This is a genomic window from Streptomyces sp. NBC_00259 (genome assembly GCF_036181745.1).
GTDB classification, from domain to species: Bacteria; Actinomycetota; Actinomycetes; order Streptomycetales; family Streptomycetaceae; genus Streptomyces; species Streptomyces pratisoli.
This window is the reverse complement of record NZ_CP108080.1, coordinates 8051188-8064552: the sequence shown is the minus strand read 5'-3', so window position 1 is coordinate 8064552 and position 13365 is coordinate 8051188. Positions and strand designations below refer to the sequence as shown.

Annotated in this window: 13 protein-coding genes and 4 pseudogenes; 11 read left to right on the top strand and 6 right to left on the bottom strand. The window is 68.7% G+C overall.

Annotated features, from left to right (window positions below; genetic code table 11):
- Nucleotides 1–192 precede the first annotated feature (192 nt).
- The 5 genes from OG766_RS36150 (at nt 193) to OG766_RS36130 (ending at nt 4170) form a co-directional block, all read left to right on the top strand.
- Complete coding sequence (locus OG766_RS36150) at nt 193–597, top strand: DUF6153 family protein (protein ID WP_328727338.1); 405 nt, start codon at nt 193–195, stop codon at nt 595–597.
- A gap of 112 nt (nt 598–709) precedes the next feature.
- On the top strand, nt 710–1336 hold the full coding sequence (locus OG766_RS36145) for a DUF305 domain-containing protein (RefSeq protein WP_266389756.1): 627 nt from the start codon (nt 710–712) through the stop codon (nt 1334–1336).
- Nucleotides 1337–1726: 390 nt separating this feature from the next.
- Nucleotides 1727–2251, top strand: a complete 525-nt coding sequence (locus OG766_RS36140; protein ID WP_266389754.1) for a DUF4396 domain-containing protein — start codon at nt 1727–1729, stop codon at nt 2249–2251.
- A gap of 153 nt (nt 2252–2404) precedes the next feature.
- Nucleotides 2405–2815 carry a four-helix bundle copper-binding protein gene (locus tag OG766_RS36135; protein WP_266389751.1) on the top strand — a complete coding sequence of 137 codons (411 nt, stop codon included), beginning with the start codon at nt 2405–2407 and terminating at the stop codon, nt 2813–2815.
- Nucleotides 2816–2931: 116 nt separating this feature from the next.
- Nucleotides 2932–4170 carry a DUF418 domain-containing protein gene (locus OG766_RS36130; protein WP_266389748.1) on the top strand — a complete coding sequence of 413 codons (1239 nt, stop codon included), beginning with the start codon at nt 2932–2934 and terminating at the stop codon, nt 4168–4170.
- Between the two features lie 197 nt (nt 4171–4367).
- On the opposite strand, the gene OG766_RS36125 is transcribed toward OG766_RS36130, so the two are convergent.
- The 3 genes from OG766_RS36125 to OG766_RS36115 all read right to left on the bottom strand — a co-directional run bounded on the left by OG766_RS36125 (nt 4368) and on the right by OG766_RS36115 (nt 7412).
- On the bottom strand, nt 4368–5228 hold the full coding sequence (locus tag OG766_RS36125; protein WP_328727337.1) for a F510_1955 family glycosylhydrolase: 861 nt from the start codon (nt 5226–5228) through the stop codon (nt 4368–4370).
- Between the two features lie 384 nt (nt 5229–5612).
- Nucleotides 5613–6116, bottom strand: coding sequence for a hypothetical protein (locus OG766_RS36120; RefSeq protein ID WP_266389742.1), 504 nt, complete (start codon nt 6114–6116; stop codon nt 5613–5615).
- Nucleotides 6117–6965: 849 nt separating this feature from the next.
- Nucleotides 6966–7412, bottom strand: a complete 447-nt coding sequence (locus tag OG766_RS36115; RefSeq protein WP_328727581.1) for a cupin domain-containing protein — start codon at nt 7410–7412, stop codon at nt 6966–6968.
- Between the two features lie 486 nt (nt 7413–7898).
- On the opposite strand from OG766_RS36115, the gene OG766_RS36110 reads away from it, so the two are divergent.
- Nucleotides 7899–8219, top strand: coding sequence for a hypothetical protein (locus OG766_RS36110; protein ID WP_266389738.1), 321 nt, complete (start codon nt 7899–7901; stop codon nt 8217–8219).
- Between the two features lie 373 nt (nt 8220–8592).
- On the opposite strand, the pseudogene OG766_RS36105 reads toward OG766_RS36110, so the two are convergent.
- A pseudogene (locus OG766_RS36105) lies at nt 8593–9130 on the bottom strand (HAD-IC family P-type ATPase); the annotation flags it as partial.
- On the opposite strand from OG766_RS36105, the pseudogene OG766_RS36100 reads away from it, so the two are divergent.
- A pseudogene (locus tag OG766_RS36100) lies at nt 9122–9769 on the top strand (IS701 family transposase); the annotation flags it as partial. The pseudogenes OG766_RS36105 and OG766_RS36100 overlap by 9 nt on opposite strands.
- On the opposite strand, the gene OG766_RS36095 reads toward OG766_RS36100, so the two are convergent.
- Nucleotides 9760–10200 (bottom strand): hypothetical protein, encoded by a 441-nt coding sequence (locus OG766_RS36095; protein ID WP_328727336.1) that lies wholly within the window; start codon nt 10198–10200, stop codon nt 9760–9762. The pseudogene OG766_RS36100 and the gene OG766_RS36095 overlap by 10 nt on opposite strands.
- A gap of 75 nt (nt 10201–10275) precedes the next feature.
- A complete protein-coding gene (locus OG766_RS36090) occupies nt 10276–10644 on the bottom strand; it encodes a hypothetical protein (protein ID WP_266389736.1) in 369 nt (122 codons plus the stop codon).
- Nucleotides 10645–11471: 827 nt separating this feature from the next.
- On the opposite strand from OG766_RS36090, the gene OG766_RS36085 reads away from it, so the two are divergent.
- The 4 genes and pseudogenes from OG766_RS36085 (at nt 11472) to OG766_RS36070 (ending at nt 13308) form a co-directional block, all read left to right on the top strand.
- A complete protein-coding gene (locus OG766_RS36085; RefSeq protein WP_328727335.1) occupies nt 11472–11687 on the top strand; it encodes a hypothetical protein in 216 nt (71 codons plus the stop codon).
- A 224-nt stretch (nt 11688–11911) separates the two neighbouring features.
- Nucleotides 11912–12103: pseudogene (locus OG766_RS36080) on the top strand (transposase); the annotation flags it as partial.
- 144 nt (nt 12104–12247) lie between these two features.
- Nucleotides 12248–12475 (top strand): annotated as a pseudogene (locus OG766_RS36075) (IS701 family transposase); the annotation flags it as partial.
- 476 nt (nt 12476–12951) lie between these two features.
- Complete coding sequence (locus tag OG766_RS36070) at nt 12952–13308, top strand: hypothetical protein (RefSeq protein WP_266389729.1); 357 nt, start codon at nt 12952–12954, stop codon at nt 13306–13308.
- Nucleotides 13309–13365 lie beyond the last annotated feature (57 nt).

Below are 13365 nucleotides of genomic sequence, written 5' to 3'. Positions count from 1 at the left end.
GCCGGGAGCGCCGGAGTCAATGAAACGAGGGCGATGACGGCAGCGGGCCGGCTCCGTTCACCTGATGCGGCTGTTCGGTCTCAGCGACGGCGCGGCCATGTGCTTCATTGCCGCGGCTCACCTGGAGCGCACGGCGAGGCTGCCCCGGTTGGCGAACCGGCCCCTTGTGCGGGAGCCCGTACGATGGGCCTCATGACAAGCAGCACCAAATCGAGCAGCCGCCCTGCCGGGCGGTTGTTTGTGCTGCTGGTGATGGCGGTGCTGGCTGGCGTGCTGGGCATGCACGCCTTGGGTCCCGGCGGTGTGCAGTCAGCGCGACTCGACGCCGGTCACGACATGGTGATGGCCCACCAAACCGCTGATGTCCCGCAGGTTAGCGCGGGATGTTCGCATACCGATGGCGGCTCGGATCATCTCGATCATGCGGATGGGATGTGCGCGGCAGCCGGGACCGGCTCTGCGTACGCGCCGCCGGCGCTGACCAGCGCCGTGCCAGACGCAGCCTCCGGTGCTGCTGTGGCGGCATGGGCTCCGGCGTCGGCCGAGAGCGGCCGGGCGCCGCCTGACCTTTCTGAGCTGCAACTTCTGCGGATCTAGAGCGGCCCGTACGGCACCTGCTTGTCCTGAAGCTCCGGTGCCGCGCTTTCGCACGTCCTCATTTCCGTTGAACCCACGCGCTCTGATCTGCGCGCGTGAAGGAGTTGCACCTATGAACAGCAAGCGTGTCCTCGTCCGCCGTACCGCCGCCGTGGCTGCCGCAGGTGTCGCGGCACTCGTCCTGGCCGCCTGCGGCGGGAGCGGCGACAGCTCGGCCGGGCACGACGGCCACACCACGAAGTCCCCGTCCGCCTCGGCGCCGGCTGCCCAGGGGCAGAACAACGCTGCCGACGTCGCCTTCGCCAAGGGGATGATTCCGCACCACCGCCAGGCCGTGGAGATGGCAGACCTCGCGCCCAGCCGGGTCGAGTCCGCGGAGGTGAAGAAGCTGACCGCGGCCATCAAGGCCGCTCAGGACCCGGAGATCCAGACGATGTCCGGCTGGCTGACCTCCTGGGGCGAGGAGGTTCCCGCCGAGGGCGCCATGGACCACTCCATGCACGGCACGGGCGGGATGATGACGGCCGAGGAAATGGACCAGCTCAAGAACTCCTCGGGCAAGGCGTTCGACACCGCCTTCATGAAGCTGATGATCAAGCATCACGAAGGTGCCGTGGCCATGGCCAAGACCGAGCAGGCCGAGGGTGCCTACGAGCCGGCCAAGAAGATGGCCGGAGAGATCATCGCCTCTCAGACCGCCGAGATCACGCAGATGAACAAGCTGCTCGGCGCGAACTGACCGGACACACCCAACAGGGGCGGGCGCCGCTGGCGCCCACCCCCCCTTGGCCTGGCCCCTGCCTTCTGCTGCGACCTGCAGCCCGCGAAGCGCGGTCGCCGTCGATGACGCGAAGACCTCTCGGCGGCCGTCGCGTCCGCAGTAGCCGGGGGCCGTCGAACCTGGACCGTACAGGGCCACCGGCCCGAAGGCAGTGATCCCACCATCCTCCCCGCCGCGACCACGCAGCGGCTGCTGGCCGCCAACACCGGCGTCGGCCGCGCCTGGTGCCGTCCTCACCGGCCGTTCGCAAAGTCGGAAACTCCCCTGAGAAATACCCCTAGGGGGTATGCCGTTGAGGGAGTGAGGTTCGGGGCGGACCACACTGGATGGGATTGGGGATAAAGAGCCATGGATCACAGCACTCGCCACACCGGAACCACACACGACCAGGGCATGGATGAAGGCCAGCATGGTCCTGCCGACGTTGCGACGCGCGGCGGAGCTTCCTGGGGTACGGCGGCGAAAGCGACGCTGCACTGCCTGACCGGGTGCGCGATCGGCGAGATCCTGGGCATGGTCATCGGTACTGCCCTGCTGTGGGGCAACGTGCCGACCATGGTCCTGGCGATCGGGCTCGCGTTCCTCTTCGGGTACTCGTTCACCCTGTTCGCAGTCGTTCGGGCGGGCCTGGACCTCAAGTCCGCGATCAAGGTCGCACTCGCCGCCGACACCGTCTCCATCGCCGTGATGGAGCTCGTCGACAACGTCATCATCGCCCTCACCCCCGGCGCGATGGACGCCCACTTGTCGGACGGGCTGTTCTGGTCGGCCCTGCTGGGTGGGTTCGCGGTCGCCTTCCTGATCACCACGCCCGTGAACAAGTGGATGATCGGCCGCGGCAAGGGCCACGCCGTCGTCCACGCCTACCACTGACACTGCTGCACTCGGCGCGCGCCCGGGCGTCTCTGAGAACACAGAGGCCCGGGCGCGTTTGCGTCACCCCACGGTGGCTATGGGCCCAGTGCCGGGGGTCGAAGAGGTGCGGCCACCCCGGCGCGCCGGCTCCGGCGATGAAGGGAGGCAGTTGTGGTGACCACCGTCAAGGACATGCTCGCCACCTACCAGGCAGACCTCGGCGACGTCGACCGCGACAAGCTCACCCGCTGCATCAAGGAATGCCTCGCCTGCGCCCAGACGTGTACCGCCTGTGCGGACGCCTGCCTGTCCGAAGGCATGGTGGGCGATCTGACCAAGTGCATCCGCACCGACATGGACTGCGCCGACATCTGCACCGCTACCGCGGCCGTCCTGTCCCGCCACACCCGCTACGACGCCAACATCACCCGCGCGATCCTCCAGGCGTGCGCGACCGCTTGCAAAGCCCGCGGCGACGAATGCTCCTCGCACGCGGACATGCACGAGCACTGCCGCCTGTGCGCCGAGGCATGCCGCTCCTGCGAACAGGCTTGCAACGAATTGCTCCAAGCGTTGGGCTGAGCCGTGCCCGGCACCTGATCACATCGGGCGGCGAGGACGGCGCCAGTCATTCGGCGGGGCTCGGTTCGGACACCTGCCGGGTGGTTGAACGCGGCGTCGTCCCCAAGTCTTGGCATATGACGCGCGACATCTGCTCGGCTTCACCGTCCGCAGCGGGACCCGAGGCCGGTGGGGACCGCCCACAGTCACAGACGCCGTCAACAGGCCGGCTGATCGGTCTCGACCTGGCCCGCGGCCTGGCCATCTTCGGTATGTTCGCGGCCCACGTCGGACCCGAACCGTCGGAGGGCGGCCCGCTGGGCTGGGTCATGGAGGTGGCGCGTGGCCGACCCGCTGCCTTGTTCGCCGTCCTCGCCGGGTTCTCGCTGATCATTCTCACCGGCCGGCCACATCCGCGGACCGGGCGGGCGGGGTGGCAGGCAGTTATCAGGGTGCTGATCCGCTCCGCCGTCCTGGTCGTCGTGGGGTACGCACTGACCTCTTTGGGCACCGACGTCGACGTCATCCTGGCCTGTTACGGGCTGCTCTTCTTCCTCGCGCTTCCGCTGTACCGGCTGAGGGCCGCCACGCTGGCCCTCGTCGCCGCGGCGGCCTCGCTCGTCATGCCGGCGGTCGTGTATCTGCTTCGGGCTGCGGTGGAGGCGGGAAGCTGGGCCGATGCCGTGATCGCCTGGGATCCGCTGGCCGAGGTCACCGCCTCGGACGGACTCCTCGAGCTGTTCATCACCGGCGCCTACCCGGTGCTGACCTGGCTGCCCTTCATACTCGCCGGCATGGCGGTGGCCAAGCTCGACCTCAAGCGATCTGGCGTCCCCGCCAAGCTCGCCTTGTTCGGCGGCGCGCTGGTCGTGATCGGCTACGGAGGCTCATGGCTGGCCCTGCATCTGGTTCCCGGTGCGCAGGCCGCCGTGAACGCGGCCACGGACACCACGTCTGCAGCATCGGCCTGGTGGTCCGACGCTGTGGGGGAAGAGCCCGCCCCAGGCGTTTCTGCCTGGCTGCTGGTGGCTGCGCCGCACAGCCAGACGACGTGGTCGATCCTGGGCAACACCGGCGTTGCCCTCGTGGTCGTGGCCGTCTGCCTCTTTGCGATGGACCGGTCGGCGCCCCTGCGAGGGCTTGTCGCGCCCGTCGTCGCCGTCGGCTCGATGTCCTTGACCGCGTACGTCGGCCACATCGTCGCCGTCAAGGTGCTGAACGTCGGCGACCTGCCGGACTCGGCCCTGCTGCCGACCCTGCTCGGCTTCATCGCAGCCGCCATGCTGCTGGCCTTGGCCTGGCGCCGGGTCTTCCGTCGTGGGCCGCTGGAATCCCTCCTGCATGCCATCACCCTGCCGACCCGCCCAACCGCATGACCGACGGCGGACGACAAGTCGTCGCCCAGGCATGCCGCCGCGACACCCAAGCGTCGATGCCTTGCCGTGGCCGCCCTTCGTCTGCGCGCCTTTCGGGCAGCGCGGCTTCGGCTTCCACTCCGGCTTCGGACGTCGGGTGCGAGTTCGGCGGGTGGGACATCGCGCCGCAGTTCGCCGACCTCGGCCAGCAGCGTGGATCAGTGGCCGTCTCCGGCGGCGACGTCGAGCCGCTTGGTGAAACTCTTGCCTCCGTCCCGGGACTCGTAGACGCCGTTCTGGGTGGCGGCCAGTACGTGCTGAGCGTCGACCGCTGTGAGCGCCTGGACCTGTCCGCCCGGCGCCGTTCCCGTGTTCTGCCAGGTGGCGCCGCCGTCGGTGCTCCGGCTGAGGCGGCCTGCGTCGTCGATTCCATAGAGGGCATCGGGTGTGGCCCACGACAGGAAGGCCATCACCGGCTGCTTGCCTGTGGCGAAGGTTCTGCCGCCGTCGGTGCTCTTCGCGATCCCGTCGGCGGTGGTGGCCAGTACGGTGTCCGCGTCCTCGGGGCTGACGGCGATGTCCAGCGCCTGGAGTTGGGCTCGGTCGTCCCAGGCGGCTCCGTCCTTGCTGACGCGCAGCAGGGCGTTGGTGCTGTCGTAGCCGTACATGGTGCTGTGGGCGTAGTCGAGGGCGTGGAAGTCGACCTCGCCGCCGAGCGAGCGGGTCTTCCAGGTCTTGCCGCCGTCGGTGCTCTCGATCAGCCCGCGGTTGGCAGGGCCACCGGCGCTGGGGGCGGGGTGGCCGCTGGCCAGGAGCGTCTTGGTCTTGGCGACGGTGAAGCCCATGAAGTCGTCCTTGCTGGTGCCGACCCGCACGGCGGTGCCGTCCTTGCCCGGGGTGAAGATCCCGTCGTGGGTGGCGACGTACAGCTGCTCGTCGGCCGGGTCGATGCCGAGGCCGTGCACATGCCGGATCGGAGTGTGCGAGCCTTCCTGGGCGTCGTGGGACGTCCCCGGGGCGTCGGTGTGGGTGCCCGTGTCGGAGTCTGTGGAGCAGCCGGCCAGCGCCAGCGTGATCACTGCGGCGGCTCCGATAAGGGATGTGCATGTCTTGTTCATTGTTTCCTTGTCCTGTCGAGGGGGGTACAGATTGCCGTTCCGGGCCCTGGCGTGGAAGGCCTGGAAAAGCGCGGGGCGCGGAGTGCATGCAGCGCGGATGAGCGGGATCCGTCAGTGGCTGTGGCCATCGCCGTGGCCGGATGTCTCTTCGGTTCCACCGCCGCCCTCCGGTGAGCCATCCGGCACCGGGGCACGTGTCGCGGCGGGCGTGGTCTGGCGGCTCCGGTTTGTGCTGCTCCGGCTCCGCACTGCCATGGCTGTGTCCCCCACCCTCGGCGGGCTCGCCCATGGAGGCCGCAACCTGCCGCAGGCCGAAGAAGGCGACGACCGCGGTGAGGAGCACCGTCAGCCCGACCAGGCTGAACAGGCGCCTCCATGGGGTGTCGGGATCCTTGATGCTGTAAGCCATGAACGACACGACCAGCCCCAGGGGGACCAGCACGGCTGCGCGGGCCGGGAAGTCGGCGAGTGCTGCAGACCGCCGCTGAGCATGCCGATGCCGAACGAGAGCGCAAGCGAAGCGCCGATCACGACAAGCACGCGCGCCAGACCTGGCCGGTCGCGGGTGAGGACGAGCTCGTTGAGGACCGTGGCGGCCAGGAAGACCAGGGTTCCGTAGAGGGCGATCCGGGTGTAGCGGGCAGGATCGAGCGGGTGGCGCACGACCGCCCCGCTGATCAGACCGGCGCCGACGAAGTAGCCGACGTACCCCAGGTAGCGGGCCGGCAGGGACGTCTGCCGGGCACGGCGGGCCCGGGCTTTGCGCAGCGCCGCCCGCCCGCCCTCGGGGGCTGCGGACGGCGGCGCGGGGACCGGCCTGTCGATGAGCTGGTGCGAGGACAAGGACATGGCTCCTTGGCGGTGGGCGGCATGGCCGTGCCATGGCATGACGAAGGCTGCGAAGCACGCTGATGTGCACGGGTCCGGCTGCAGCAGTGCAGCGCGGCGCACGAAACGTCCGACGCCAGGGATGGCCGAAGCGGCGCACCCCGGCAGCGGACGAGGCCAGTGGCTCTAGATCCGCTGGATGACTGAACCCGCTGAGCTGCGAGGCGGGGGAAGGGCGGACTCGCTCAGGATCGCCCCGGACTTCCCTTCCACGAACAGCCGACAGCTCGACGTGCCCTCGAGAGGCGTCAGGGACGGTGCCGACGAGCCGGGGCCCTGCTGGGGCTGCCCGGACACGCACTCGCCGGCCGGGTGGGAATCGTGTTCCTCGTCGTGATGGCCGGGCGGTGTGTGCCGGTCGGGCTCATCGGCCGCGTGGCCAGGCACGGAATGCGCTGCGGGCGCGACGGCAACGGCGGTCAGGTGACTTGCAGCTGTCTCGGCGCTCGCGCCATGCGTGTACAGGAAACCGAACAGCAGGGCAGCCATCCACAGCATGCGCCAAGCCCCCGCCGACAAGCGGGCCCGGGGCTTGTTGCATGAGGACCAGGCCGTGACCATGCCGCGAGCCTAACGGTAGGCCGCGGCGGTCTCGCGACCCCCTCCCTACGAACCGGCTCGCCTCTGGGCCTGCTGTCTTCACCGCCCGCGCCGGGAGGGCCGGCGCTCCGCTCGCCGGCCCACGCTCGTGCCGGATCTGGGGCGGTGCCCACGGTGCAGACCAAGGACAACCCGGACCGACTAGATCAACGCCACCACAGCCCGGGCCCTCGGATGCGGGCTCGGGCTCCGCCGTATCGGATTCGCGGGTCAGGCTGGGGAGGGACGCGGGGCGCGCAGGTGCGCCCGCTCCTTCAGCTCCTCCTCTTCGACCAACGTGAGCATCGGCTGACCCGGCGCGCACACCATGGTCACCAGGAACTTGGTCGGTGCGTCCGACAGGGCATTCCCGTCCTGGTAGTGGATCACGTCACCGCCCGGCTCCCAGAACGTCCCACCGGCCTCGACCACACGCTCCGGCTCACCCTCGAGTTCGAACCGGAGCGCGCCCTCCATCACGTAGCCGAACGACGGGCCCGAGTGGCGGTGCGGAGGGAGCCCGGGGTGACCGGGAGGCCAATCGACAAGGATGGTCATCCCCGAACCACCTTCGGGAAAGAACGGCGGAGTGACCTCCTGCAGCAACTTGACTTCGGGCGGCAACGAGACCTCGTGCCCCTCGGCAGGGGACGCGTGCACTGGGTTCTGCTCTGACATGGAGACACCTCCGTAAAGCCTGCCTGGAATGGACCGACTTGCGTCCGCCACCAATTCCTGGACCGGCGTACCGACGGCTCGCTCGGTGGTGACCGTGCTCGTCAGTTGCGGGCTCACACAAGTTGCTTTGCAACGGAGACAGAAGACAGCCAGCCTGCATCCTCACGCCGCGCGACTTCTGCCCCTGCAGAGATAGCACTCAGACCATGGTGGCTCCTTGTCGACCGGACCCGCAACGCCGAGCGGTGCTGATGAAGGTCCATCCCCGTCCACCACCCCACTGCAGAACGTTGTGCGGGCCGCAGGCCGAATCACGCACCGGTGGCGGAGTGGAATAGTGAATTACGGAGCCGGTTCGCCCGCACCGCGCACACATGCGCGGCAATCCGATGCAGAGAGGGACATGCTCTCCGTGCTGTACACAGCACGCGCGCGCACCGAGACGGGGGCGGGTGGGAGCTGCCCACGACCGAAACGCTGGTCGCCGTGTTTCTGGTCGCTGTCGCCACGGTGGTGGGCGCCTGGCTGGCGCGGCGCGGATTCGGTCGTTCGGCCAAGCTGTTCGCCGCAGCTTCCGCGATTCTGCTGATCATCGCCGTTCTCCATCTGCTGCCCGACGCGTGGGACGAGGCGCACGAGGCTGGTGTGCCGTGGTGGGTGGTGCCGGTCACCGCGCTCGCCTCGTACGCGGTCATGGGCGCCGTGGTTCGCATCGGCTGCCCGTGCGATCCGGGCCGCGCCGGTGGCATCGGCGCGGCATCCGGGCTCGCCTGCACCGGTTCCTGGGAGGAGCGACTGTGGCGCTGACCGCATCGTTGACTGTGGTGGCGGCGCTGCTGGTGCACGCCGCGAGCGAGAGCCTGGCGCTGGCCGCCCTGCTGGGGACGCAACCGCGCCGGCGGGTGGCCCCGTGGATCGCGCTTGCCTGCCTGAGCCCGGTCGCAGGCGCCTTCGTGACGAGTTGGCTGCCCATCCCGAACGTCCTCATGCCACTGCTGCTGGCATTCGTCGCCGGTGTGCTCGCGCAAGGCGGGTGGGTGGCCCTCAGGCTCGCCCATCAGCACCGTCCTCAGGAGCGGAGATTCCTCGGAATGCCGGCCACTACGGCGATGACTCTCGCGGCCTCCTTACCGCGCTCGTTGTCCTCGTCGCCGCCGACCGCTGAAGGTGATCCTTTACAGACGGCGACGGCCGCGGTGAACGCAGCGGTGAGCCCCGCGCCGTTGCCGAGCCAGAACCCGAGGGTACCGAGCGCCAGGGCGATGACGACGGGTACAAACACGGCGGAGATCTTGTCGGCCAGGCGCTGGGCGGCGGCCTTGCCGTTCTGCGCGTCCTCGACCAGCTTCGCCATCCGGGCCAGCTGCGTATCTGCGCCGATCCGGGTGGCCTCGACGACCAGGCGGCCGCCGACGTTGAGGGTCGCGCCGGTGACGGCGTCGCCGACGACGACCTCGACGGGCACCGACTCGCCGGTCAGCATCGAGGCGTCCACGGCGGACGCGCCCTCGACGACGGTGCCGTCGGTGGCGATCTTCTCGCCCGGGCGCACCACGAACCGGTCGACCCACCTGCAGGGCGCTCGTCGGGATGTGCTCCTCACGGCCGGCGCGCAGGACGGTGACCTCCTTGGCGCCGAGCTCCATCAGCGCCCTCAGTGCGGCGCCGGCCTTGCGCTTGGAGCGTGCCTCGAAGTAGCGGCCGGCCAGGATGAACGCGGCCTGGGCTACGTCCTCGCGGTGGCCTGCTCGGCCGAAGTCACCACCAGGGCGGGCAAGTTCCGTGCCGACACGCTCGCCGCAGAAGGCGCCAAAGCGTGCCTGGCAGAAGCTGTCGGCAGGCGCGGGAGCCAAGGGGCACCGCTTCTACGACTGGGCCGTCATCGACCTGGCCGACCCCCGGCCCGGCAGTCACCGACTGCTGATCCGCCGCAACCGCACCACCGGAGAACTCGCCTACTACCGCTGCTTCTCGCCCGCCCCGGTACCCCTGGCCACGCTGGTGCGCGTCGCCGGTTCAAGATGGCGGGTGGAGGAGACTTCCAGGCCGGAAAGGGCCTGGCCGGACTGGACGAACACCAGGTCCGCCGCTTCCCCTCGTGGTCTCGCCGGGTCACTCTGTCCATGCTCGCCCACGCCTTCCTCGCCGTCGTCCCTGCCGACGAACACGCCCGCCATCCCGCCCCGGACGGGCTGATTCCGCTCACCTGCAACGAGATCCAGCGACTGTTCACGACGCTCGTCGTCCGGCCCATGTGCGATGCAGCCCACCGGCTCCGCCGGTCCGCCTGGCGACGCCGCCACCAGGCCCGAGCCCAGGCTGGCCATTACCGCAGACGATCCGCGAATCAGACGTGAAGATCACGACCCCGGGGCGGCCAGTTGCCAGCCTGGCCCCGCAGGATGCGCTCAAACCAGTCCGCAGTCAGTTCCGCGCAGCGGGCGGGTGAACCGGCGACGCGGTGTACTCCCACCACAGACCCCTGGAGGGGAATGTACATCTGATCGTGCAGTTCGGTACCGAGCACACCCTGCCCGTCGAAGAACGCACCGAACACATGGGAGACGTCATGGGTTCCAGGCGTCACCGCGTAGAGCAGGGCCAGCAGATGCGCGAATCCGGTCTCCTCAGGGCGGAGGATGAGGGTGTCGTCGGGTTCGCAGGGCCAGGTGACAGCCCGCTCGCGCAGTACAGACACGAACGTGCGCCTTGCACCTTCCAGCGTCTCGAACGCGTCCTCATCGGTCTCTCCGACCGAGAACCAGGGCACGTACACGCGGCCGTCCATGGCTTGCACCGTACCTGACAGGCTGACCAATCAAGCCGACCCCCACCAACAAGATCACGACCTACGGCTGGAGTACTAGGCGAGGACCACATCAGGCACGATCGGCAAGGCACTTCCGAGATGCAATCTTCCCATGCCGCAGCGGCGGTCTCGTCCGCGTTCGACGACCCGAACCTGATCGCGTACGGCGGCCTGGAGCCGGTGGTGCGGTTGGCCGAGCGGTGCGGTCTGCCAGCTCTGGCCGACGAGCTCATCAAGCTGCCCGCGTCGAAGGACGGCACCGGTGCCTTCCCCGCGGCGAAAGTGATGTCGCTGGTGGGTGGCATGGTCGTGGGCGCCGACAGCATCGATGACGTGGACCGCCTGCGGCACGGCGCGATGGGCCGTCCTGATTGCCGGTGTGCGGGCCCCGTCCACGCTGCGGTCGTTTCTGCGTTCCTTCACGCATGGGCATGTGAAGCAACTGCATGCCGTGGGCCGCCGGTTCCTGCCCGCACTGGCCCGTCATACCCCGCTGCTGCCCGGCGCGGACCAGGTCGCCTACGTGGACATCCGCCTGGGCACTGGCACCGTCCCTCCGGACAGGGCACGCTGTTCGACACCTGGTGCTACCACGCCGCGTTCACCGACTCCCCGCTCTCCTTGCACGATACCGAGCGTGATCACCGACGGCCCGCCCGGCCGGCCTGCTCGGCCCGCCGCCTCACCCTGCACCTACCCGAACGCTCGCCCTGGCGCACGGACTTCACCCAGCTCTTCAGCATCGCACATGCGCTACCAGGCTCCTGACGCTCCCCGACCGACCTGCCCGAAAGGGCCCGACACCTGCGGAAGAGTGGAAGAGCTGGGCAGACCAGCGGCCACCCCACACCCGAATCCGCGACTCAACCCCGACACGGCCCACACAACCCCGAAACGCCCGCCCCGAAATCAGCCGGTGGATCCGGGCTCAGTTCATCTGCACCCGGATACGTCCAGGAAGCAGACATGTGGCGACATCCCACCTCGGATGCCAGGTGACATAATTCGCCCCCCTGTGGGCGCGGAAAAGTGCACGCCAGTTGGCGCTGTCGTGAAGAAGTATTCACCCTCAAAACCGGAATGCGAGTTGCCGGTTGACCTGTTGGCGTGATCTCATCCTGGGGTGCGGGAGTCGTGATTGCGGATACCCGCTCCGGGCGTCAGGCGGCCGTTGTGCCGACCTGTTTCTCGTTGACGCGCCTTCGGTCGGCGTCAGTTCAGGAATCCCCCAGCATGGAAAGGGAGAGAAAGTGCGAAACGGCTTCACCTCTGTTGAGACCGTCGAGATTTCCGACAGCGAGCTGGACGGCATTTCCGGCGGTATCGCCAGCGCCCACGCAGGTGTCAACGGCTACGGCGCTGCCGTGAACGTCGGTGACGTCGTCGGGGCTGCCCAGTCCATCGCGTCCGTCGTGCCCGTCTCCGCGGCCACGGGTCTCGTCTCGGTGCAGACCACCGGCATCTGAAGCCACCGGCAATTGAGAACGCCCCCTAAAGGTATTCTCGGTTACGAGCATTGCTTGCCCCGCCCGCGCCTGCGCATGCGGCGGGGGTGAGACAGGGCCCCGGAATATCCCAGTCCCGGGGCCCGTGCGCATGTCCGGCCTCGGTTCCGGAATGCTCTCCGTATCGTCACGAACTCGACGCGAACCAGTGCGGCGCCGGGCTCACGAAGCAGATGTCGGCCGCACACGTCGAGAACAGCCAGATCGGCGTCTTTGCCGCCTACGCCACCACCCGCGGTCGGGCCCTGGTCGACCGCGAGCTCTACCTGCCCAAGACCTGGGCCGAGGGCCGCGAACGCAGCCACGCGGCGAAGATCCCGGACGAGCGGCAGTTCGCCACCGAGGGCGAACTGGCCCGGCGCATGGTGCTGCCCGCAGGGCGCTCTTGACGGCGGTCGCCGACCCGCACCATCTGCAGTCGGGCGGCCCCGGCCCGCCCACCAGGGGGGTGGACACATGAGCTTGTACGCGGCTGGCCACGTGAGGTTGTACCTCGACAGAAGATCTCGTGCGGCGACGGAGCGAAGGGACCGCGTGTCTACCACTGGGCGGCGGTGCGACTGCCGGCCGTTGCCGAGTTCGACTACCAGGGCGAGGCCCCGCACCGGATGCGGTGGGCGCTGGCCCGTCGCAGCATCCGCAAGCCCGACGAGATCGCCTACTACTTCGCCTACGCCCCTTTGGAGACCACCGCCCGGGAGCTGGTGCGGATCGCCGGGTCGCGATGGGCGATCGAGGAATGCTTCCGGCAAGCGCACTGTCCCCGACCCGGGCCCGCGGACACGGGGCCGTGGCGGGCGGGCTACTACGACGCACTGCACCACGGGCACGTGCCGGAGGGGCACAAGCTGCGCTGGTCCGGGCGGCAGCGCGGGGACAGCATCTTCACTCTGGTCGATGAGGGAGCCGAAAAAGGGCCCCCGCAGGAGGAAGCTGCCCGCTCCGCCTGTGGGTGAGGTGCTTGTCGATATCGGCATTCGCCAGGTGAGGGTGACGTTCGGGAGGATTCTTGACCATCCGCAGAAGTGAGCACGCGCACAACATCAGGGCAAGTGCCGGACTTGGTACTTATAATTAGGATATCGTAACGCACGTGTAACGCAGCGGCCCTGGTGTTGCGCAGACATATAGGGAGCGGGCAAACGGCCCGTGCGCCCGAGAAGGCCCGCGTTTCTCCGAGAGGGCGCTTTCCCTGCCGAACGCAATGCGTCAGATTGGATTTCTTGTGAGCAGTCATGACCCGGTGCCCGGATACCAGACCTATGACCAGCACGAAGGCGGCTCACCCCGCCCCGTCCACAGCCAAGGCGCCGCACGGCGGGTAGCTCTGACTGTCTGTACGATCGCCGACATCGCCGCCGGCTTCCTTGGCCTGTGGGTCCTGCTGTATCTGCTGGACGCCAACCAAGCCAATACCTTCGTCGCTTTTGTGCACGGAACGGCCGACTGGCTGGCCTGGTGGTCACAGGACATTTTCACGATGGACACAGAAGGTCTGCGAATTATCCTCAATTACGGTCTGCCGGCCGTGGTGTATTTGCTGATCGGTCACGGAATCGCTGCGCGGCTGAACCGGCCATGAACCAGTTCGGCTCTCATCCGGGTCGGGGGACCAGCGGCTTCGCTGTCCCTTCGCAAC